The following is a 21,642-nucleotide window of genomic DNA, read 5'->3' as shown; positions in this document are numbered from 1 at the left end:
TATCACTATCTCAGCGGCCCGACGGGCTTCCGCTCCACGTCTGTGGAACTGAAGGACATGCCCCCACCCGCGCGAGCCGCTTCGTGCTGCCTGGGGGCATTTCCTTGCTGTTCCGTGAGTCCGCGGCGTCGTTGGCCACTCGCACACGCGTCGAAGGCCAGCTGGCGCAGCTTCTTATCGAGAACTTCCTGCACAAACACCGTCACGGGCCCCAGCCGGCGGAGGTTCGCTCCTGGGAGCGCAGCATCCCCGCGCTGACCAATGTGCTCATCGAAGCTGGGCTCGGTGAAGTCGAGATGCTGCTGGAGTACGGGCTGCCCCTGACCAGCAAGCGGGCAGACGTGATACTCGCCGGCGTTCATCCGAGCACCGGAGAGCCCTCGTACGTGGTGGTCGAGCTGAAGCAGTGGAGCGATGCCTACCCGGAGGAGGACGATCCGCTGCTGTGCCGCATCGACGCCTACCCCGATCCGGTCCTCAACCCGATCGAGCAGGTACGCGGGTACTGCGACTACTTGGTCTCGTTCAACGGAGCATTGGAACGGGTCCCGGAGTCGGTCGCGGGGGTCGCCTACCTGCACAACGCGACCAACTTCGGGGTGGCGGGGCTCCGCACAGTTACGGAGGACGATCGGGGCCGGATGTTCACCGGCGAGCAGCGTGGTGCCTTCCTCGGCTACCTGCGTTCCAGGCTGGCGGCGAAGCCGGGTGCCGAGGCAGCCGACGCCCTGCTGCAGGGCAAAGTCCGGCCGTCGCGGCAACTGATGGCCGTTGCCGCCGAAGAGGTTCGCGACCGGGAGCAGTTCGTGCTGCTGGACGAACAGCGACTTGCCTACGAAACGGTCATGTCGGCGGTCCGGCAGGCCCGGCGGTCCAACCGCAAGCAGGTCGTCGTCGTGGCCGGCGGCCCGGGCTCCGGCAAGAGCGTGATCGCCCTCTCCCTGTTGGGCGACCTCTACCGGCGCGGTGTGCCCACTCTGCACGCCACCGGTTCGCAGTCCTTCACCAAGACGATGCGCAAGGTCGCCGGTGCCCGCAAGCCCGAAGTCCAGCGGCTCTTCCGCTATTTCAACAGCTTCATGGAGGCCGAACCGAACGACCTCGACGTGCTGGTTTGCGATGAAGCCCACCGGCTCCGCAAGACCTCCGCCAACCGCTACACCAAGGCGACTCTGCGTACCGGCCGGCCACAGGTGGCAGAGCTGATGGACGCCGCTCGGGTTCCGGTGTTCCTGCTGGACCAACACCAGGTGGTGCGTCCGGGCGAGATGGGAACCGTGGAACAGATCCAGGCGGCTGCGGCCGAACAGGATCTGGACTGCACGGTAGTGAGGCTCGACAGCCAATTCCGATGTGGTGGCAGCGACGCCTACCTGCGATGGGTGGTCGATCTGCTGGGACTCGAAGGCAACGCACCCACCGAGTGGGAGCCGGACGGCAAGGTACGGCTTCTGACCGCCGAAAGCCCGCAGGAGCTCGAGGACCTCCTGGCCGCCCGACGGGCCCAAGGCTTCGGCGCACGCATGTCCGCGGGCTACTGCTGGAAGTGGACGACGAAGATCACTTCCAGCATGCACACCCTGCCCAGCGATGTGGTCATCGGCGACTGGGCCAGACCGTGGAACCTCTACGGCGACCGCGCCCTCCTCGGCGCGCCACCGGCGCCACTCTGGGCCACCGACCCCGCCGGGTTCGGGCAGATCGGGTGCGTCTACACCGCGCAGGGCTTCGAGTACGACTGGTCCGGCGTGATCATGGGCCCGGACCTCGTTTGGCGTACGGACCGATGGGTGGTGGACCGCAGTGCCTCCAGGGACCCATCCTTCACCAAGGCCACTCCGGACGATGACGTCGATCGCCTCGTCCGCAACACCTACAAGGTGCTGCTGACCCGGGGCATGATAGGCACGATCGTCTACTCGACGGACCCGGAAACCCGCGAGAAGCTCCGCTCACTGATCCCTCCAGTGCTCTAGCTCTCGGCAGCCACCCGAAGTCATGCCTACGCCCTCCAGCCGCGTGCCACCGCGAAATTCACGCCCCCGGAGCTAACTCACGAGATAGCATGATCGCGCTGCGCACCTTCCCGGAGGGTTCGAGGCTGCGGTTCCTGAGCTCGCTCCAATGAGCTGCGGGTGACGAATGGTTGTGCCCGTCGTGTGGTGACACGCGACGCGAGCGTGGATGCCCGGTAGGGCGTCCCCCTGCCATTCCGATCTCACTACTTTGGAGTGGCCATGAACTCGGTCGAGTACAAGCCTGCGCGTCGTGAACGGATCCGTTCGATCCTGATCGAGATCGTTGCCTCAGTCGTCTCCAACCTTCTGGTGACGGCGCTGGTAGCGGTGGCAAGTCTGCTCTTCTAGCGCAGACCGGTGGCGGGCCCGGTGAGCCCGCCACCTCACTCGTACAACAGCGCTACTCAGAACAGCCGCAGATCAGGTGCCTGCGACCCCGCACTCTTCTGACGTCTTCCCTTGCCCCGTCCTCTGCCCGGCCGGGGCAGATGCGGTTTGCGCGCCTCCACCGGCAAGTTCTCCCAGGTGGGACGCAATCCGTGGAGCTCGAGCTTGCCGACGAGTTCCTTGAGGTAGTCCCGGGTCTCCTTGTCCGTGGAATAGAGGACCGTGGCGCGGCTGGCCCGGGTCATCAGCACGTGATAGGCATGCCGGACGAGCCGTTCGAATTCCTCGTCGTCGACGCTGCCGGCCTTCACCTTCGGATCGAACGAACCCGGCTCAGCGACCCGCTTGATGCCCGGCTCGGCTGTCTTGCGTTCCTTACCCCGACGGAACACCCATCGGCCATTACGGCGCACCATGTCCTCACCCATGATCACACCGCACCAGTCCCATTCGAGGCCCTGCGCGGTGTACACACACCCGATCTGTCCGAGGCCGTTCTCATGCACGGACCAAATCCTCGACGGCGGCGCTTCGTCCTGGCAGAAGCTTTCGCTGTCCGCGTTCCACGGTCGGTGCCACTTACCGATGCGGACGTCGGCCTCTAGCCGTCGCTCGTCGCCGAGCGGCTTCGTCCACGGCCAGCAGTAGCCGGCGACCATGCGCGCGGACGCACCGGCAAGTGCTTCCGTTCGAATGATCCGTTCGAGCTCCTCCGGGGTGTCCGCTACTTCGACGTGCATCAGTCCGTCCGGTCGCCACTTACCGGGCTTCTCGTCCGTCACATCGAGCAATGCCTTTACCCAGCGAACGTAGGCGTCACTGCCACCGCATCGGAATTGTTCCCGCAGCTTGTACCGAACGATTCGGGCGTCGTGTCGTTCGGCCGCGTCCTTGATCAGATCGACGGTACCGACGTCGTTCGGTCGCACGGTCTGGCCCTCGTCCAGGAAGAACACCGTCAGGCGGGATGCCGCGAGGAGTTCGTCCACCTGCGGGCCCGTGCCCCAGTCCTCGGGCTTCCAGAATCGATTGGTCGACCGGTCCCGGAGACGATGCGCCTCGTCGCAGATCAGCACGTCCAAGAGCGGGTCAGGTGGGGTGACGAAGTTACTGAAGTACGTGAACGTCTCCCTGAACTGCCGATCTCCGTAGCCGACATGTTCTTGAAGGGCGCCATTGAAAGCCCGGCTGCCACTGGCGTAGTTGACCGTACGGCCTCGGGCCTCCAACTCTGCCTTGATCTGCAGGCCGATCGCGCTCTTCCCGGTTCCCGCGCCACCGGTCACGAGGAAGATCACACGCCGCTCGTCCGGCACCAAGGCGGGACGCCGGGGGTCCGGCAAGACCTTCGAAGCGGTCTTCAGCACTTGGTCGGCGACCTCCTTCTGCCGCCCGCGCAGGGTGAAGACCGTGTCAGCTCCGCGGGACCAGATCATGGCGTCGAGCAGCGGGGTGTTGCGCAGACCCATGCTCTGCAGCATTCTCTCGGCCTCGGAGGCTGCGCCTTCCTCGGCGAAGTTCTTCCTGAGGTCGGAAAGCAGCTGCTCGCGCCGATCATTCGTGTATATGCGGGCGTAGGAGCCTGTCGGTGCGTCAACGTCGATCAGTGTCCGCACGGAATCGTCGGTGGCGTTGTGTAGGTAGGCGAAGCCGCCGCACTCGAAGTCGGCACCCTGAAACGGGCCGCGGGCGCTCGTGAACGCCTCGTAATATGCGCCCAATTGAAGCGCCGGGTGCTTCTTCTCCTTTTTGGTACCCGGCACGTGCAACAAGTCTGCGGTCGCCCGTTCCACCCGGCTCACTGTCGACCAACGCTTCAACTCGACCAACTGCACGGAGGGAACGTGACGCTCTGGATGACGCCCCACCAGAACGACGTCGATGAGGCGGGGGTCGCCAGGGCAGACCGCCTCGTCGAGCGTGGCAGCACACTCGACGATCATCTCCACGTTCCCGCGTCCCGCTGCGACCAGGTCATTCGCGAGGCTCACCAAACTCTCCGCCCATGCGGAACGCTCCGACTCCGAGGCGTCTGCTCCCCGGAAGTACCGCCACCGGGCGGCAAGGTGCGGCACCATCCGATCACGTGAATCAAGAGTGAGCAGATCCTGCGCCGATAGTTTCAGCAGGAGCATGGACACGAGGTGGTTCCCCCAGGGCACGAGTGACTCGTGCGGGTGGGGGCATGTCCTGTGCAGGAAGCCCGTCGGGCCGCAATTCGGTTGTGGTGATCTTAGGTAAAGCCCGGCCTGACGAAAACGATCAACAAGGTGTCGACCGGAGCTGCCGTGCTCATGGCTGGATCACGCCGTATGGATCACAGGGAACCCCACGCACTTGCTCGAGGATCCCCATGCGCTCGAGGCGACGCGTCCTCGGAATGACGTGGACAGGAAACACGTCGAAGGAGCCTTCATGCCACCGCGTGCGGTATCGCTACCAAGCTGACCTCAGGAGTGCATCTGCTGGGCGCCCCTGGGTGCAAGTGCGTGAACCTGACGGAGGTTGTCGCCCGTCCAGGAGGTCAAGGACGACGCCAGGCCCCTCGGCCCGGCCACGCCCACACACCCACACCGGCCCGGCGCACCCAACAACCAGCACAGCGCAGCGACCCGCCCCACCCGACGCCACATCGTCCACACCCCCAACCCACATATCAACAACAGGCACGAGGGCGACGTACGGAGGGAAGTCGGAATCCCGCAGCCCTCTTACCAAGGCCAATGACCTGCGGTTATGTCGAGATGCGACGGTTAGTAATGTGTGCCCAAGGAGGTGCCCTATCGGGGGGCGTGTCGTGGGGTCTCATACGGTCCCCCCGCCAAGTCAGAGTCTCAGTCATCAGCGATCGTTGCCGGAGGGATAGACGCCCGCCAACGCAACCGTAGGGCGTTCGAGCGGCACAAGCAGAAGAATGGGGCCTCCTCACGGATTCGGCACTGTAGTACGGCGACCCATACGGCTGGAGTTCGATCAACGAGGCCGCGCAGCTGCCCCACTTCACGGGGCCGACGGTCATCCGCAGGTTTGGCAGCCGACCCAGGGTCCTTCCCCGACCCGGTCGGGGAGGTCGAGGGGCCCACCGGGACGCAGATTCGTGCCTTCCGCCACGGGGCCTGCGGGACTTCGACAATCACCGTGTGGGGGATAACCCGGGAGTCTTCGGGTGCAGCGGCCCTGCCCCGGCAGTACCCGGGCACCGGAGAGAGCGGAATGCGTCGCCACCGCCCGCCTGTTTGAGACGATCGGCAGGTGGCGAAGCGGCGTCGGTGCAGAGCTCGCGGCTCACAGCGGGAAGCCCATTGGATGTGAGAGCGCGTCGTCAAGGCCGCCTGGCAGGGCCTGGAGAACGGGGACGGCACCACGCCTTGATGCTCGCGCCGTCGCGTGGCTACCGAGGCTCTACCGAACACTGCAGAGCACGCCTAGGCGTTCCCAAGGGGGTTCCTGCGCGGGGCACATAGTGGCTGAAGAGCCCGCTTACCACGCGCACTTCCGGTGGTAAGCGGGCTTCTCACGTGATGTGTCCATTTCGAGATCGCTACAGGGTGTCGGCGGTAAGTGCGGTGGTAAGCCGCCTGGGTCCACTGGTGGTGAGGGCGCCCACCCGCCCTCCCCGCAGCAAAAGACGCCGCGGGCCCTCACCACCACGGAGCCCTCGATGCCGCCCGCCATCACATCGCACAGCCAACGAATCCCCGTGCGGGAGCAGATCTTGTCCGTGCTGGCCGTTCACCGCGCGGCCACGACCACCCAGCTCAACCAGCTACTGACGCCATCCCCTGACACCTACCACCTGCGCCACTGCCTGCGCGATCTACACAGCAAGGGGCTGGTCTACTCCCAGGCCCGGGCCCACCACCCCAGCATCTGGTCACTCACCGGTCCGGGACTCCAAACCGTTCTGACCTGGCCCCAATTCCAGGGACGCCGCCCCTATCGGGCCGGCGCCGCCATCTCAGCCATGCGCAGCAGCCACACGCTGACCGTGACCCGGACCGCGCTCGCCTTCCTCAACGACGCCCACGCTCGTGGCGATGAGTTCGGGGCGATGGACTGGATGACAGAGGTTGCGCACCCGATCCGGGACGGTTCGGCGGGCGGGGAACGCGCGCTGATCGCTGACGCACTGCTGCGGTACACACGCACCTCACCGACACGGGCCCTGCTGCGCGCCTTCGTCGAAGTCGACCGCGCGACGGAGTCATCCGAGCGGCTCGCATCCAAGGTCATCACCTACGCCCGGTTCCACAGCCATGTCCCTGTTGCCGGCCGGCGGGGAGCCGGCGGCGACCCGACGGGTCTTCGTCCGTGGCAGCGCAGCTATGCGGTCTTCCCGAGGCTGCTGTTCGTACTGACCGGTGCCGGCCCGCGGGCGCTCGCGCAGCGGGTAGCGGATCTGCGGGCGATGGTGTGCGAGCACCCACTGACCGAGCAGTTCGCGGAAGAGGTGGCGGTGGGCGCGGCGGTGCTGGAGGAGATGGAGGAACGCGGGCCCTCGGCTGCGGTGTGGTGGCCGCTGGACGGTAGGCCCGGTCGCTGCAGCTGGATGGAGCTGTGAGCACCGCTCGGCCGCCGAGCTCGGGGAGGCGACGCAGGCGGTCGAGTTGTACAGGCCGGACGACGGGGGCTGGTTCCGCACCACGGTGATGGACTGGATCACGCTTTGCACGGACCTTTTGCAAGAACCTGCGGGATGCGGATGTGCGCTGCCGCGGGCAAGGTCGTCGAGAGGCAGGTATGCGGGGCTTCCGCCCCTCCCGCGAGGGCACCGCGGCCGGGTCGTCTTTCCGACCCGGCGCCACAGCGGGTCGGAAAGACGACCCGCCTGGCCGGAAACCCGACCCTCGTGGTCGGAAATCCGACCCCCATTCGGTATCTGACCTGCGATAGCGCTGCTCTATCTTTCCTCTTTCTACTAACTCTTCTCTCTCCTGCAGCGCCGCGGCCGGACAGCAGCCGCTGGATCAGCAGCCGCCTGCCAGGAACAGTCAGCCGGGCATTACGGTGGGACACGAAGACCTTCGTGCGGTGTAGTCCTAGACACCTCCACCACACCGGAGGTCTTCGCCATGATCAAGGCCAGGCAGTGTTAACAACGCTCGTGATCAATACAACTAGCCCCTCATCGCAGCAGGTCACCGCAGTGGCTGGTCTCTTCCGGGATATCAGACCAGCAGGACTCAGTAGGTTGACGCTCAGCGTCGCGCTCTCTCCAAGCCCCATCGATATACGCCACCCTTGACAGGGCCTGGCCTGCCCAGCCGAGTGCCTGACACCCCATCAGAACGAGCGTCAAATGAGCGGCACGAGCGACATTTCAGCGTCAAGATATCGCCCATACCGAACATAGTGCGCACGCGCAAAACCGCGGGTCAGGATTGCTTCGCGGCGCGTTCGAGGATCGCCACGCACTCCACATGATGCGTCACAGGAAACAAATCAAACGCCCGCATCCGCCGCGGCACATACCCCGCCTCGCCGAAGTACTTCAGGTCGCGGGCGAGGGCGGCCGGGTCGCAGGCGACGTAGGCGATGCGGCGGGGGGTGAGGGAGGCGAGGTGGGTGACGGTCTTGTGGCCGGCGCCGGCGCGGGGTGGGTCGAGGACGACGAGGTCGACGTCGGTGATGCCGGTGCGGGGGAGGATCGACTCGACCTTGCCGTGTTCGATGCGGACGCGGTCGAGGTCGGCGAGGTTGTGGCGGGCGTCCTCGACGGCGCGCTTGCCGGACTCGATGCCGAGGACGGCGCCCTTGTCGCCGACGCGTTCGGCGAGGGCGCCGGCGAACAGGCCGACGCCGCAGTAGAGATCGAGGGCCATATCGCCCTTCTTCGGCATCAGGCCCTGCATGACGGCCTCGACGAGGAGGTCGGCGGCCTTCGGGTGGACCTGCCAGAAGCCGCCGTTGCCGACCCGCCAGGTGCGGCCGGCGGCGCGTTCGCGGACGAAGGGGCGGCCGTGGACGCGGTGGACCTGTTCGTCCTTCTCGCCGATGCGCAGGACGGAGACGGGCTTGTCGAGCTCGACGATCGGGAGGCGGCCGCCGGGCTTCGGCGTGAGGATGACCTGGCGGTCGTGCGAGCCGGTGGCGGCGATCGCCTCGATGGTGGCGATGGTGGGCCAGTCGCGCTGCTCGACGCCCAGTTCGCTGACGCCGGGGGCCGCGATCATGCAGTGGGTGACGGGCTCGACGTCGTGGGAGCGGTGCTTGCGCAGGCCGACGTGGCCGTCGGCGTCGACGGCGTACTGGACGCGGGTGCGCCAGGCCGGGACCTCGCCCTTGGCGACCTTGTCGCCGGGGGCGGGCTCGACGGTGCCGTCCCAGTGGGCGTGCTCGGGCGTCAGGCCGGCCAGCCGCTGGAGCTGTTCGGCGATGACCTGGCCCTTGAGCCGGCGCTGGGCACCGGGCGCGGCGTGCTGCCAGTCGCAGCCGCCGCATTTGCCGGGGCCGGAGAAGGGGCAGGGCGCCTCGACGCGGTCCTTGGAGGCAGAGAGGATCTCCACCGCGTCGGCGCGCAGGAAGCGGGCGCCCTCCTCGCCGTGGGTGACGCGGGCGACGACTCGCTCCCCGGGGAGGGTGTGGCGTACGAAGAGGACCTGGCCCTCCGGCGTACGGGCGATGCAGTGGCCGCCGTGGGCGACCGGGCCGACCTCGACCTCGTACTCCTCGCCGACCAGCGACGTCTTCGGTTCTGTCTGCATGGCGGGAGGGCTCCAATAGGTGACGGCGAGGAGGCGGGCGGCGGCAAGGCAACGGGCACGGCGGCGGGCGCATGGGACCGGCCGGCCCGGCCTCCGGGGCGGAGGCCAGCCGTCAAGTCTACGTCCCGCAGGGCGGTGCCCGTGCCCGAGCGGACCGGGCCTACTCCTCGACGGCCGCCGCCTTCTCCTTCTTGCGCTCCTTCTTCGGCTGCGCCGTGACCGGTCCGCGCCGTACCGCCCCGGGGGCGTTCCACTCGGCGCGCTTGCGGGCGCGCCGGCGGGCGGCCTCGGAGGAGTCCAGCTGCCAGGGGACCGAGGTGACCATCACGCCGGCGGTGAACAGGAGGCGGCCCTTGAGGCGCAGGGCGCTCTGGTTGTGCAGGAGGTGCTCGTACCAGTGGCCGACGACGTATTCGGGGATGAAGACGGAGACGACATCGCGCGGGCTCTCCCGGCGCAGCGATTTGACGTGGTCGATGAACGGGCGGGTGATCTCGCGGTAGGGGGAGGCGAGGACCTTGAGGGGGACCTCGATGCCGCGGCGGTCCCATTCCTCGCGCAGCGCCTTGGTGTCGGCCTGGTCGACGTCGACGCTGACGGCTTCGAGGGTGTCCGAGCGCATCAGCTTGGCGTAGTTCAGGGCGCGCAGGGTGGGCTTGTGGAGCTTGGAGACCAGGACGATGGAGTGCACGCGGGAGGGGGCCACCACGTCGTCGTCGGGGCTGTCGTCGGGCGCGATCTCCTCGGCGACGCTGTCGTAGTGGCGGCGTATCGCGCTCATGGTGACGAAGAAGACGCCCATGCCGAGCACGGCCACCCAGGCGCCGTGGGTGAACTTGGTCAGCAGGACGACGACGAGCACCAGGCCGGTGAGGCTGGCGCCGAAGGCGTTGATGGCGCGCGAGCGCTGCATGCGGCGGCGGGCGGCCGGGTCCTGCTCGGTCCGCAGATGGCGGTTCCAGTGGCGGACCATGCCGACCTGGCTGAGCGTGAAGGAGACGAAGACGCCGACGATGTAGAGCTGGATCAGGCGGGTGGAGTCCGCGCCGTAGATGTAGGTCAGGACGGCGGCGGCGCCGGCCAGGACGACGATGCCGTTGGAGAAGGCCAGGCGGTCGCCGCGGGTGTGCAGCTGGCGCGGCAGATAGCGGTCCTGGGCGAGGATCGAGCCGAGCAGCGGGAAGCCGTTGTAGGCGGTGTTCGCGGCGAGGAAGAGGACCAGGGCGGTGGCGGCGGCCAGGACGACGAAGAGGAACGAGCCGTTGCCGAACACCGCCTCGGCGACCTGGGAGATGACCGGGTTCTGGGTGTAGCCCGGGCCGAGCGGCTTGCCGTGGTCGAGGAGGTCCTTGGCCGGGGTCTCCGCCATCTTGACGTGGGTCGTCATGGCCAGCGCGATGATGCCGCAGAACATGGTGACCGCGAAGCCGCCCATCAGGGCCAGCGTGGTGGCGGCGTTCTTCGACTTCGGCTTGCGGAAGGCGGGCACGCCGTTGGAGATCGCCTCGACGCCGGTGAGCGCCGCGCAGCCGGAGGAGAAGGCGCGCAGGAGGAGGAAGAGCAGGGCGAAGCCGGCCAGGCCGCCCTGTTCGGCGTGGATGGTGTAGTCGGCGGTGGGGGCCTTCATGGTGTCGCCCATGACCAGGCCGCGGAAGGCGCCCCAGGCGATCATGATGAAGACGCCGGCGACGAAGACATAGGTCGGGATCGCGAAGAGCTTGCCCGATTCCTTGACCCCGCGCAGGTTCATCAGCGTCAGCAGGACGATGACGGCGACCGCGCAGAGGGTCTTGTGCTCGACGACGAAGGGGATCGCGGAGCCCAGGTTCTCGATGCCGGAGGCGATGGAGACCGCGACGGTCAGCACATAGTCGACCAGCAGGGCGCTGGCGACGGTCAGGCCGGCCTTGGGACCGAGGTTGGTGGTGGCCACCTCGTAGTCGCCGCCGCCGCTCGGATAGGCGTGCACATTCTGCCGGTACGACGCCACCACGGTGAACATCAGCACCACGACCGCGACGGCGATCCACGGGCTGAAGCTGTACGCGCTCGCACCTGCGATGGACAGGACGAGCAGCACCTCGCCCGGCGCGTAGGCCACGGAGGAGAGCGGGTCGGAGGCGAAGACGGGGAGTGCGATGCGCTTGGGGAGCAGGGTCTCGCCGAGCTTGTCGCTGCGCAGTGCGCGCCCGATCAGGATCCGTTTGGGCACGTCGGTCAGTTTGGACACGGAGAGGATGTTAAGGGTTCGTCAAGGGCCCTGCCCAGCGGTCACCGCCGCGGGTGACGAGTGATGCGCGCCGCGACCCGCGTGACCTGCGCGACGTCTTTCAGCAGGCACGGTGCCCGCACACGATCCACACGCGGTGGTCACGACTCGGCTGCATACGGCGTGTGGCGGCTGAGGTGTGTGGTATGTCTCACGGCCGCCGGGTCCGGTCGCCCTCGGCCCCGGCGCCGGCCGCCGCGCGCGGGCGGCGGGCCAGGAGATCGCCCAGGCCCTGGCGGGTGGCGGCGAGCAGCACCCGGTCCTGGGGGCGCAGGACGTAGCCGTCGCCCAGTTCGTGGACCAGGAGCGCGGGCGCGCGCTCGCCGTCCGGCGGGGGCGCCGCCGCGGCGGATGCCTCCGCCGTCTCGTCGGGCGCGGAGGTGTCGACGGCCAGGACCCGCAGCCGCCCGGGGCGCAGGACCTCGCCGATCGTCCGGCCCTCCAGGGCGGCATGGCCCCGCACGCCGACCCGAGCGACCAGCAGCACCCGCCGCTCGACGGGGATCGCCCCGAGGATCTGGCGGCCCATCATGGCGCCGGCGAAGGCGGGGGCCGCGAGGAAGGAGACGCTGCGGCTGCGGGTCAGGGCGCGGGGATGGGCGGCGCGCAGGGTGCGGTAGACGGCGGTGGCGAAGTGGTCGTCGAACAGCCGCAGGGTCACCCGCAGCCGGGGTTTGACCGAGCGGGCGTAGAGGGCGGCCTCCAGATTGGTGGTGTCCTCGCTGGTCAGGGCGAGGAGGGTGTGCGCCCGGTCGACCTTGGCGGCCTCCAGCACGCCCTCGTGGGTCACGTCCCCCACGACGGTGGGCACCCGCAGCCGGCGGGCCACGGAGATACCGCGCGCCTCCGGGTCGGCCTCGATGCACACCACCGGGATGCCCCGCTCGTGCAGCAGCGTCAGCACCCGGGTGCCCACCTTGCCCAGGCCGAGCAGCACCACGTGCCCGGACAGCCCGCGCGGCGGACGGCGCAGGGCGGATGCGCTGCGGAAGGTGCCCAGGCCCTCGAAGGCCGCGGCGACCAGCACCGGCAGCAGCAGCATCCCGGTGAGCGCGGACAGCAGCTGAATGATCTTGCGGGGCAGCGGCTCGTCGAGCGCCGGGTCGTCGATGGCGAACAGGTCGAGCAGGGTGAGGTAGGCGGCGTGCAGCGGCTGTTCGCCGGTGCTGAGGCTGGAGGCGACGGCCAGCGCGAGGACGGCGAGGACCACCCCGGCCAGGGACCAGCGCAGCCGCCGGGAGAAGAGGGAGGCCAGCGGAGCGCCGCGGCCGCGCAGGAGGCGGGGGCGCACCGTCCGCCCCGTATAGGAGACGGTCTCCAGGACGATGGTGCCGCGCCCCTCGGCGGCCGCGGTCGTCTCGTCGTCCGGCAGCAGTACGGGACCCTCGTCCCCGGCCGGCGGCAGGGTGGCGGCGGAGCCGACGGTGGCCGGGTCGGTGACGGCCGGGTCGGTGGCCGAGGCGGTGAGCACCGCCAGGGTGCACAGGCCGGGCTCGGCCGCTCGGCCCGGCGGCACCGGCGCGCGCTCCACGGCACGCAGCAGCAGCCCGTCCGCCTCGATGACCTTGCTGGTCCCGGCGACTGCGGTGGCGGCCAGTGCCGGGGCCACGGTGTCGGCGTCGGAGAGCACGGTCGTGGAGGCGTCGGCCTGGGCGGCCTCGTCGCCGCCCGGGGACGCGACGGTCGCCGCCTGGTCGAGCAACGCCTCCAGATGCTGGCCGAGTTTGCGGTTGTAGAGCCGGATCACCAGCCGCAGCCGGGGGTTGAGCCGGCGGGCGCGCAGCGCGGCGTGGATGTTGAGTTCGTCGTCGTCGTAGACCAGCGCCAGCGCGCCCGCCCCGGCGATGTCCGCCGCCGTCAGTACGGCGTCGTCGGCCTCCGCCGCCTCCAGGATCCGTACCGGCTCCTCGGGCAGGTCGTCGCCGTCGTCCGCCCCGTCCGCCGCGGCCGGCTCCGGCGGCAGCAGGGTCGTCCGCGCCATCGCCGCCGACATCCTTCCCAGCAGGGCCGTGGCCCGGCCCAGCGCACGGGCCGGCGGCGGGATCCGGGGCCGGTGCGGCTCCCGGGCGGACGGGACGACCAGCGTCACCCGTTCGCGGTAGACGTCCTTGAGTTCCGCGGCGAGCCGGTGCGCGAGCGCATCGTCGCCGCAGACCACCATGTGCGGTGCGATGGAGCCCTGTTGGGGCTGCTGAGGCAGATTGGGCACACGTCGTAGCGTGCCGTACGGGGGCCGCGCGGCGCAGCCGGGTGCGGTAAGCCGGTGCACCGCGTGGCCGGGCCCGCATCTGTCGGGTGGTGACCGCCCCCTTAACGGACGGCGTATTACGGCTACGGTTGTACCCGGACCACGCCGCGCCCAACGCGCCCGTTGACGCGTACGGGGTCCCGGTCGCGAGCAGTGGCCTTGCGACCGCGAGCCGTAGCCGCGCTTTGCCGGCACTCGGAGAAGGAAGAGTTGAGCAGGGTGTTTGGGCAGATCAGCGCGCTGAGTCAGGGCACGGGGTAATCGCATGCACATCGTCATCATGGGGTGCGGCCGGGTGGGCTCCGCGCTCGCGCAGACCCTGGAGAGCCAGGGCCACACCATTGCGGTGGTCGACCAGGACCCCACCGCCTTCCGCCGCCTGGGCTCGGCCTTCGGCGGCCGCCGCGTGACCGGCGTCGGCTTCGACCAGGACACGCTGCGGGAGGCCGGTATCGAGGAGGCGGGCGCCTTCGCCGCCGTCTCCAGCGGCGACAACTCCAACATCATCGCCGCCCGGGTGGCCCGCGAGATGTTCGGCGTCGAGAACGTCGCGGCAAGGATCTACGACCCGCGCCGCGCCGAGGTGTACCAGCGCCTGGGTATCCCCACCGTCGCCACCGTCCGCTGGACGGCCGACCAGATGCTGCGCCGGCTGCTGCCGTCGGGCTCCGAGCCGCTGTGGCGCGACCCCAGCGGCGGCGTCCAGCTCGCCGAGGTGGCCGCCTCCTCGGCCTGGGTCGGCCACAAGATCAGCAAGCTCCAGGACGAGACCGGCGTCCGCGTCGCCTTCCTCACCCGGCTGGGCGAGGCGATGCTGCCGACCTCGCAGACGGTGTTGCAGGAAGGCGATCTGGTGCACGTCATGATGCGCACCGACGAGGTCGAGAAGGTCGAGGCGGCGTTCGCCGCCGGTCCCGAGGAGGCGCACGCATGAGGGTCGCAATCGCGGGCGCGGGTGCGGTGGGTCGTTCCATCGCCGGTGAGCTGCTGGAAAACGGGCACGAGATCCTGCTGATCGACAAGGCGCCGACCGCCATTTCGGTCGAGCGGGTGCCGCTGGCGGAGTGGCTGTTGGCCGATGCGTGCGAGATCACCTCGCTCGACGAGGCGGCGCTCCAGCGCTGCAACGTCGTCATCGCCGCCACCGGTGACGACAAGGTCAATCTGGTGGTCTCGCTGCTCGCCAAGACCGAGTACGGCGTGCCCCGGGTGGTCGCCCGGGTCAACAACCCGAAGAACGAATGGCTGTTCAACGAGGCTTGGGGCGTGGACGTCGCGGTCTCGACGCCCCGCCTGATGTCGGCGCTGGTCGAGGAGGCCGTCAGCGTCGGCGACCTCGTACGGCTGCTGCGCTTCAGCCACGGCGACGCCAACCTCGTCGAGCTGACGCTGCCCCCGGAGGCGGCGCTGGCCGGCACCCGGGTCGGCGATGTGGAGTGGCCCGAGGACACCTCCCTGGTGACGATCATCCGCGGGACGCGGGTGCTCACACCGAACAAGGAGGACGCGCTGGAGGCGGGCGACGAGCTGCTGTTCGTGGCCGCCCAGTCGCGCGAGGAGCAGCTGGAGGACCTGCTGTCGATGCGGCGGACGGACGCCTAGCGGAGGCCGCCCGGCAACGCGGCGGGGCCCGGGAACCTTCGCGGTTCCCGGGCCCCGTTGCGTTGTCGGCGGGTGGGTCAGCGGCGGTGGCGCGGCCCCTGCGGGCGCTGCGCGACCTCGGCGGCGAGGCCCTGACCGAGATCGTCGGCGACCGCGTCCAGGACCTCCCCCTCGGCGCTTCGGCGCTCCGCGGCCGCCCGCTGCGCCTTCTCCCGCTCCTCCTCGGCCTCCATCTCCGCGAAGACATCGATCGGCGGCGGCGCCTTCGTCAGGAACACCCAGGTCAGCCACAGCGCGAGCAGGAACGGCGGCAGCTTGAGCGCCACCAGCACCCAGCCGAGCTGCGCGGTGTTCGCCCACCAGTACAGGGGGAAGAGGATCGCGCACTTCGCCAGCAGGATCAGGCCCCAGGCCCAGCTGGACTTGGCGTAGGCCTTCTTGCGGCCGGGGTTACGGGTGCGCCAGGAGAGGTTCTCCTTGAAGACCGGGCCCAGGATCAGGCCGAGCAGCGGGACACCGGCGAGCGTGGTGACGATGTACGCCAGGGCCAGGCCGAGGGTGTAGAGCATGCTCGGCAGGTAGAAGTCCTTGGCATTGCCGGTCATCATCGCGAAGACCACGCCGAAGGCCACGCCGAAGACGCCGCTGAAGGCGTGCTTGAGGGTGTCCCGGCGCACCAGGCGGACGGCGGTGAGCACCAAGGAGACGGCCAGGGCGGCGATCGCCGAGACGTGCAGGTCCTTGCTGACCGTGTAGATCGCGACGAACAGCAGGCCGGGGAGGATGGTCTCCACCGTGCCGCGGATGCCGCCGAAGGCCTCGAAGAGCGCCTGTTCGGTGACGGCTCTGCCGTCGGCGTCGGCGCCCGGGGCGGCGGGCGCGGGGGCATCCGCGCCGGTGGTCGGTCGTGGGTCGGTGGTCGGTCGGTCGTGAGACGGCACCGGCTACTCCTGTCCGAGCGGTCGGAGTTCGTACTTCGGGTTGAAGAGCACCCGGCGTCCGTGACTCATGGAGACCCGGCCCGAGGCGATGAGCTTACGGCCCGGCTCTATCCCGACGATGGAGCGGCGGCCCAGCCACACCACGTCGAGGGCGGCGGAACCGTCGAACAGCTCCGCCTCCAGCGCGGGCACACCGGCGCGCGGCCGCAGCGTGACATGCCGCAGGGTGCCGGTGACCTTGACTATCTGGCGGTCGTCGCAGTCGCAGATACGGGTACAGCCCGTGTCCTGCGCATCCTTCCGCAGCTCGGCGCTCTGCAGCTCCTCCTCGGAGGACGACAGCCGCTCGAGCATCCGGCGGAAACGACCGGCCGGCTTCTCGGATCGGGTCCCAGCACTCATAACCCCAGCGTACCGGTGCCCCCTGCCGGGGATCACGAGCCGCGACGCAAGGCGGCACCGGTCCGTACGGAGCCGCCGGGGCGCCGTCCGCCTCTCACTGCTCGAAGCGATACCCCATCCCAGGCTCGGTGATGCTGCATCCCCCGGGGGCAACCCCCGGCCCCCCGGCCGCAACACTCGCCCCTCACTGCTCGAAGCGATACCCCATCCCGGGCTCGGTGATGAAGTGCTGGGGATGCGACGGATCGCTCTCCAGCTTGCGGCGGAGCTGGGCCATGTAGACCCGCAGATAGTTGGTCTCGGTGCCGTACGAGGGTCCCCAGACCTCCTGGAGCAGCTGTTTCTGGCTGACCAGGCGGCCCTGGTTGCGCACCAGGACCTCCAGGAGGTGCCATTCGGTGGGGGTCAGCCGGATGTCGCGGCCGCTGCGGTTGACCTTCTTGGCGGCCAGGTCGACGGTGAAACCGTCCGTTTCGATGATCACCTCGTCCTCGGCCGGTCCGGTCGGCTCGGCCCGGCGCACCGCGGCGCGGAGCCTGGCCAGCAGCTCGTCCATGCCGAACGGTTTGGTGACGTAGTCGTCCGCCCCCGCGTCCAGCGCCTCGACCTTCTCGTCGGAGGTCTGCCGGGCGGAGAGCACCAGGATCGGCACCCGTGTCCAGCCGCGCAGCCCCTTGATCACTTCGACCCCGTCCATATCGGGCAGGCCCAGGTCGAGGACGATGACATCGGGGTGGCGGGCGGCGGCGAGCTTGAGGGCGGTGGCCCCGTCGGGGGCGGCATCGACCTCGTACTTCCGCGCCTTCAGGTTGATCACGAGGGCGCGGACGATCTGCGGCTCGTCATCGACCACAAGCACCCGGTTCACTGGCGTTCTCCCTCGTCGTCAAGGTTTCTCGGCGGCACGGATACCCGGCGGCGCGGTCTCTCCGCGTCGCGGTCCGCCGCCGTCATGGTCAGCGTGGTCACGCTTGTCGTGGTCATCGGGCTCATGTGACGGCCCGGGCCGGGAGGTCGGCGGGGACCTCTGGATGGCCGGCCGCCGCCCGGAGGGTGAGCACCATGGTCATGCCGCCGCCGGGGGTGTCCTCGGCGGCCAGGGTGCCGCCCATCGACTCCGCGAAGCCCCGGGCCACGGCCAGGCCCAGGCCCACGCCGGCGCCGCGCGGGGAGTCCCCGTAGCGCTGGAAGGGGGCGAAGATCCGGTCCTTGGCGCTGTCGGGGACGCCCGGCCCGCGGTCGACGATCCGCAGCTCCACCCGGTCGCCGAGCGCACTGGCCGAGACCAGCACCGTCCTCCCCTCCGGGCTGTACTTCACCGCGTTCTCGACGAGGTTGGCGACCGAACGTTCCAGCAGACCCGGATCGACGGCGACGATCGGCAGTTCCTCAGGGATGTCGAGGGTGACGCTGCCCTCCGGTACGCCGCCCAGCGCCATCGGGACCACCTCGTCGAGGTCGATCTCGCGGATCAGCGGGGTGACCGTGCCGGTCTGGAGCCGGGACATGTCCAGGAGGTTGCCGACCAGGTGGTCGAGCCGGTCCGCGCCCGCCTCGATGCCGGCCAGCAGCTCCTTCTCGTCCGCCTCGGACCAGGCGACGTCGTCGGAGCGCAGGGAGGTGACCGAGGCCTTGATGCTCGCCAGAGGGGTCCGCAGGTCGTGGCTGACCGCGGCCAGCAGCGCCGTACGGATGCGGTTGCCCTCCGCCAGCTCGCGGGCCCGCTCCGCCTCGCCCACCAGCCGCTGCCGGTCCAGGACGACGGCGGCCTGGGCGGCGAACGCGGCCAGCACCCGGCGGTCCTCCGCGGGCAGCACCCGCCCGGTCAGCGCCAGCGCCATGTGGTCGCCCACCGGCATGTCGACATCGGCGTCCTCGGGGCGCGCGGGCGGCCGGCTGTCACCGCTGCCCGCCCGGCCGGCGCAGGTCCACGGCTCCACCTCGCTGCCGCGCTCCAGGAGCACCACCGTGTCCATGGCGAAGGTCTCCCGAACCCGCTCCAGCAGCGCGTCCAGCGTCGTCTCGCCGCGCAGCACACTGCCCGCGAGGAAGGAGAGGATCTCCGACTCGGCGCGCAGCCGGGCGGCCTGGTGGGTGCGGCGGGCGGCGAGATCCACCACCGAGGCGACCGACACCGCAACCGCGAAGAAGATCGCGATGGCGACGATGTTCTTGGGGTCGCTGACCGTGAGGGTGTGGGTGGGTGGCGTGAAGTAGAAGTTCAGCAGCAGCGAACCGACGGCGGCGGAGGCCAGCGCCGGCAGCTGTCCGCCGAGCAGCGCCGCGACGACCGTCAGGAACAGGAAGAGCAGGACGTCGTTGGCCAGCCCCGGGCCGGTGTCGATGCCGGTCAGCAGCAGCGAGAGCAGCACCGGACCGGCCACTCCGACGAGCCAGCCGGCGATGATCCTCGCCCGCCCCAGCCGCGCCCCGCGCGCCACCGGCAGCCCCCGGCCCTTGGCGGCCTCTTCGTGGGTGACGATGTGGACGTCGAGGTCGGGTCCGGAGTCGCGGGCGACGGTGGCGCCCACGCCCGGGCCGAAGACGTACTGCCAAGCTTTGCGGCGGCTGGAGCCGAGCACGATCTGGGTGGCGTTGACCCCGCGGGCGAACTCCAGCAGGGCCGACGGGATGTCGTCGCCGATGACGTGGTGGAACGTACCGCCGAGGTCCTCCACCAGCGTGCGCTGGACGGCCAGTTCCTTGGGCGAGGCGGAGGTCAGCCCGTCGCTGCGGGCGATGTAGACGGCGAGCACCTCGCTGCCGGACCCCTTGGCCGCCATCCGGGCCGCGCGGCGGATCAGCGTACGGCCCTCGGGGCCGCCGGTCAGGCCGACGACGATGCGCTCGCGCGCCTGCCAGGTCGAACGGATCGAGTGCTCGGCGCGGTACGCCTGGAGGTACTCGTCCACCCGGTCGGCGACCCACAGCAGCGCCAGCTCGCGCAGCGCGGTGAGGTTGCCGGGCCGGAAGTAGTTGGACAGCGCGGCGTCGACCTTGTCGGAGGTGTAGATGTTGCCGTGTGCCATACGGCGGCGCAGCGCCTGGGGCGACATGTCGACAAGCTCGATCTGGTCGGCCCGGCGGACGACTTCGTCGGGCACGGTCTCCTGCTGGCGCACTCCCGTTATCGACTCGACGACGTCTCCGAGCGACTCCAGATGCTGGATGTTGACGGTCGAGATCACATCGACCCCGGCCTCCAGCAGCTCCTCGATGTCCTGCCAGCGCTTGCCGTTGCGCGAACCGGGGACGTTGGTGTGGGCCAGCTCGTCGACCAGCGCCACGGCCGGCCGCCGCGCCAGTACCGCATCGACGTCCATCTCGGTGAACGAGGTGCCGCGGTAGGCCAGCTCGCGGCGCGCGATGTGCTCCAGCCCGTGCAGCATCACCTCGGTACGGGGCCTGCCGTGGTGCTCGACGAAACCCACCACGAGATCCGTACCGCGCTCGATGCGCCGGTGCGCCTCGGACAGCATCGCGTACGTCTTGCCGACGCCCGGTGCCGCGCCGAGATATATCCGTAGCTTGCCGCGTGCCATGGCCCCATTGTCTTACGTGAAGGCCGCCCCCACCGGGCTGGGCCTGTTACGACCCTACAGACCCACAAGGGGAAAAAAGCCGCAGGTGACGGCTTTGCGTCCGGTCTTGACACGACTCTGATACGGCGGCCGGGCGGGCCCCGGGCGCGGGCCGGACGGGCCCGAGGCCGTCCGGAATGCCGCGGCCGGTCGGCCGAAAGAGCGTCGTGTGCCCGTGGACCGGCTGCGAGGATTTTCCGCATGACCCAGTTACGTACCGCCCATACGGCCGATCTGGACGCCGCCACCCTGGACGCGGCCCGTGCGCTGCTCGACGACGCCTTCGACGACCTGACCGAGGAGGACTGGGAACACGCGCTCGGCGGCATCCATGCGCTCCTCCACGCGGACGGCGCACTCATCGGGCACGCCGCCGTCGTCCAGCGCCGCCTGGTGCACGGCGGCCGGGCGCTGCGCTGCGGCTATGTGGAGGGCGTCGCCGTCCGCGCGGACCGCCGCGGCCGCGGCCACGGCGGGGCGCTGCTCGGCGCCCTCGAACGCGTGATACGCGGCGCCTACGACCTCGGCGCCCTGTCCGCCGGCGACGCCGCCGCGGGCTTCTACGCGGGGCGCGGCTGGCAGCGGTGGCGCGGCAGCTCCTGGACCCTGAGCCCGACCGGCATCCGCCGCACCCCCGAAGAGGACGGCGGTCTCTATGTCCTGCCGACGGCGGCGACCCCGCTCGACCTGGATGCGGCCCTCACCTGCGACTGGCGTGAGGGAGATGTCTGGTAGCCGCTCCCCCGCCGGCGACGCGGCGCCCGGCGACGGCATGCAGCGGCCCCCGGGGAGAAGCTCCCCGGGGGCCGCCACCGCTGCGCCGGCACTCAGCCGCGGCCGTGCACCAGGTCCTTGAGCGCGATGTTCAACTCCAGGACGTTCACCCGCGGTTCGCCCATGAAGCCGAGGGCGCGGCCGCTGATGTGATCCGCGACCAGCTTGCGCACCGTAGCCGCGGGAAGACCGTTCTCCTTGGCGATCCGGTCGGCCTGGAGCCGGGCGTACTCCGGCGAGATGTCGGGGTCCAGCCCGGAGCCGGAGGACGTGACGGCGTCCGCCGGGACCTTGGACTCGGGCACGCCGTAGGTCCTGGCGACCCATGCCTTGCGCTGCTTGACCGCCTTGACGAGGTCGGTGTTGGTGGCGCCCTGGTTGGACGCACCGGAGACCTGGAGGTCGTACTGGGTGTTGACCCCGTTGGTCTTGTTGCTGCCCAGTCCCGCCGAGGGGCGCGGCTGGAAGAACCGCAGGTCCGGTATGGGGTTGCCGGCCTTGTCCGTGCCCTTGTCGTAGCGCTGGCCGAGCAGCGAGGAGCCGACGACCTTGCCGTGGGAGCTCACCTCCGAGCCGTTGGCCTGGTCGGGGAATGCCGCCTGGGCCACTCCCGTGACGGCCAGCGGGTAGAGGACCCCGCACAGCACGGTCAGGACGAGCAGGGCGCGCAGTCCCGCGCCGAGCAACCGGGCGGTGTTGCTTACCGAGTTGTTCAT

Annotated in this window: 15 protein-coding genes; 6 read left to right on the top strand and 9 right to left on the bottom strand. The window is 69.8% G+C overall.

Annotation, left to right across the window (positions count from 1 at the left end):
• Nucleotides 1-104 precede the first annotated feature (104 nt).
• Complete coding sequence (locus B1H19_RS30110) at nt 105-1,976, top strand: DUF2075 domain-containing protein (RefSeq protein WP_203237261.1); 1,872 nt, start codon at nt 105-107, stop codon at nt 1,974-1,976.
• Nucleotides 1,977-2,237: 261 nt separating this feature from the next.
• Nucleotides 2,238-2,366, top strand: coding sequence for a DUF6408 family protein (locus tag B1H19_RS40035; RefSeq protein ID WP_237289559.1), 129 nt, complete (start codon nt 2,238-2,240; stop codon nt 2,364-2,366).
• Between the two features lie 56 nt (nt 2,367-2,422).
• Here the strand turns inward: B1H19_RS40035 and B1H19_RS30105 are convergent, their stop codons facing one another.
• Complete coding sequence (locus B1H19_RS30105; protein WP_083109957.1) at nt 2,423-4,540, bottom strand: DUF2075 domain-containing protein; 2,118 nt, start codon at nt 4,538-4,540, stop codon at nt 2,423-2,425.
• A 1,565-nt stretch (nt 4,541-6,105) separates the two neighbouring features.
• On the opposite strand from B1H19_RS30105, the gene B1H19_RS30100 reads away from it, so the two are divergent.
• Complete coding sequence (locus B1H19_RS30100) at nt 6,106-6,966, top strand: replication-relaxation family protein (RefSeq protein WP_237289558.1); 861 nt, start codon at nt 6,106-6,108, stop codon at nt 6,964-6,966.
• Nucleotides 6,967-7,780: 814 nt separating this feature from the next.
• Here B1H19_RS30100 and B1H19_RS30085 read toward each other — a convergent pair.
• The 3 genes from B1H19_RS30085 to B1H19_RS30075 form a co-directional block, all read right to left on the bottom strand.
• Nucleotides 7,781-9,109 (bottom strand): class I SAM-dependent RNA methyltransferase, encoded by a 1,329-nt coding sequence (locus tag B1H19_RS30085; protein WP_083107859.1) that lies wholly within the window; start codon nt 9,107-9,109, stop codon nt 7,781-7,783.
• A 160-nt stretch (nt 9,110-9,269) separates the two neighbouring features.
• On the bottom strand, nt 9,270-11,339 hold the full coding sequence (locus B1H19_RS30080) for an APC family permease (RefSeq protein WP_083107858.1): 2,070 nt from the start codon (nt 11,337-11,339) through the stop codon (nt 9,270-9,272).
• 190 nt (nt 11,340-11,529) lie between these two features.
• Nucleotides 11,530-13,539 (bottom strand): NAD-binding protein, encoded by a 2,010-nt coding sequence (locus tag B1H19_RS30075; RefSeq protein WP_083107857.1) that lies wholly within the window; start codon nt 13,537-13,539, stop codon nt 11,530-11,532.
• 352 nt (nt 13,540-13,891) lie between these two features.
• Between B1H19_RS30075 and B1H19_RS30070 the strand changes: the two genes are divergently transcribed.
• Together B1H19_RS30070 and B1H19_RS30065 are read left to right on the top strand one after the other, a co-directional pair.
• On the top strand, nt 13,892-14,560 hold the full coding sequence (locus B1H19_RS30070; RefSeq protein WP_083107856.1) for a potassium channel family protein: 669 nt from the start codon (nt 13,892-13,894) through the stop codon (nt 14,558-14,560).
• Nucleotides 14,557-15,228 carry a potassium channel family protein gene (locus B1H19_RS30065; protein ID WP_083107855.1) on the top strand — a complete coding sequence of 224 codons (672 nt, stop codon included), beginning with the start codon at nt 14,557-14,559 and terminating at the stop codon, nt 15,226-15,228. The genes B1H19_RS30070 and B1H19_RS30065 overlap by 4 nt, the downstream gene beginning before the upstream one ends.
• Before the next feature lie 77 nt (nt 15,229-15,305).
• On the opposite strand, the gene B1H19_RS30060 is transcribed toward B1H19_RS30065, so the two are convergent.
• From B1H19_RS30060 to B1H19_RS30045, 4 genes are all read right to left on the bottom strand, one after another.
• The gene (locus B1H19_RS30060) at nt 15,306-16,169 is read right to left on the bottom strand and encodes a DUF3159 domain-containing protein (protein WP_083107854.1); all 864 of its coding nucleotides are present in this window, start codon (nt 16,167-16,169) and stop codon (nt 15,306-15,308) included.
• 3 nt (nt 16,170-16,172) lie between these two features.
• Entirely contained in the window at nt 16,173-16,571 is a 399-nt protein-coding gene (locus B1H19_RS30055; RefSeq protein WP_083107853.1) for an OB-fold nucleic acid binding domain-containing protein, read from the bottom strand.
• Nucleotides 16,572-16,755: 184 nt separating this feature from the next.
• Complete coding sequence (locus B1H19_RS30050) at nt 16,756-17,439, bottom strand: response regulator (protein WP_083107852.1); 684 nt, start codon at nt 17,437-17,439, stop codon at nt 16,756-16,758.
• Nucleotides 17,440-17,560: 121 nt separating this feature from the next.
• Nucleotides 17,561-20,113, bottom strand: a complete 2,553-nt coding sequence (locus B1H19_RS30045) for a sensor histidine kinase (RefSeq protein WP_083107851.1) — start codon at nt 20,111-20,113, stop codon at nt 17,561-17,563.
• 240 nt (nt 20,114-20,353) lie between these two features.
• On the opposite strand from B1H19_RS30045, the gene B1H19_RS30040 reads away from it, so the two are divergent.
• Complete coding sequence (locus B1H19_RS30040) at nt 20,354-20,887, top strand: GNAT family N-acetyltransferase (protein ID WP_083107850.1); 534 nt, start codon at nt 20,354-20,356, stop codon at nt 20,885-20,887.
• A gap of 92 nt (nt 20,888-20,979) precedes the next feature.
• Here B1H19_RS30040 and kdpC read toward each other — a convergent pair whose 3' ends face one another.
• Nucleotides 20,980-21,642, bottom strand: coding sequence for a potassium-transporting ATPase subunit KdpC (gene kdpC, locus B1H19_RS30035; RefSeq protein WP_203237260.1), 663 nt, complete (start codon nt 21,640-21,642; stop codon nt 20,980-20,982).

Source organism: Streptomyces gilvosporeus (assembly GCF_002082195.1).
In the GTDB taxonomy this organism is placed as follows: domain Bacteria; phylum Actinomycetota; class Actinomycetes; order Streptomycetales; family Streptomycetaceae; genus Streptomyces; species Streptomyces gilvosporeus.
The sequence above is the reverse complement of the archived record's forward strand: the minus strand, read 5'-3'. Positions and strand labels throughout refer to the sequence as shown.

Excerpts from the sequence above, each read along its gene's own strand:
- B1H19_RS30040 (WP_083107850.1), top strand. The coding sequence starts at position 20,354 with ATGACCCAGTTACGTACCGCCCATACGGCCGATCTGGACGCCGCCACC.
- B1H19_RS40035 (WP_237289559.1), top strand. The coding sequence starts at position 2,238 with ATGAACTCGGTCGAGTACAAGCCTGCGCGTCGTGAACGGATCCGTTCG.
- B1H19_RS30045 (WP_083107851.1), bottom strand. The coding sequence starts at position 20,113 with ATGGCACGCGGCAAGCTACGGATATATCTCGGCGCGGCACCGGGCGTC.
- B1H19_RS30055 (WP_083107853.1), bottom strand. The coding sequence starts at position 16,571 with ATGAGTGCTGGGACCCGATCCGAGAAGCCGGCCGGTCGTTTCCGCCGG.
- B1H19_RS30075 (WP_083107857.1), bottom strand. The coding sequence starts at position 13,539 with ATGGTGGTCTGCGGCGACGATGCGCTCGCGCACCGGCTCGCCGCGGAA.
- B1H19_RS30070 (WP_083107856.1), top strand. The coding sequence starts at position 13,892 with ATGCACATCGTCATCATGGGGTGCGGCCGGGTGGGCTCCGCGCTCGCG.
- B1H19_RS30085 (WP_083107859.1), bottom strand. The coding sequence starts at position 9,109 with ATGCAGACAGAACCGAAGACGTCGCTGGTCGGCGAGGAGTACGAGGTC.
- B1H19_RS30065 (WP_083107855.1), top strand. The coding sequence starts at position 14,557 with ATGAGGGTCGCAATCGCGGGCGCGGGTGCGGTGGGTCGTTCCATCGCC.
- kdpC (WP_203237260.1), bottom strand. The coding sequence starts at position 21,642 with ATGAACAACTCGGTAAGCAACACCGCCCGGTTGCTCGGCGCGGGACTG.
- B1H19_RS30105 (WP_083109957.1), bottom strand. The coding sequence starts at position 4,540 with ATGCTCCTGCTGAAACTATCGGCGCAGGATCTGCTCACTCTTGATTCA.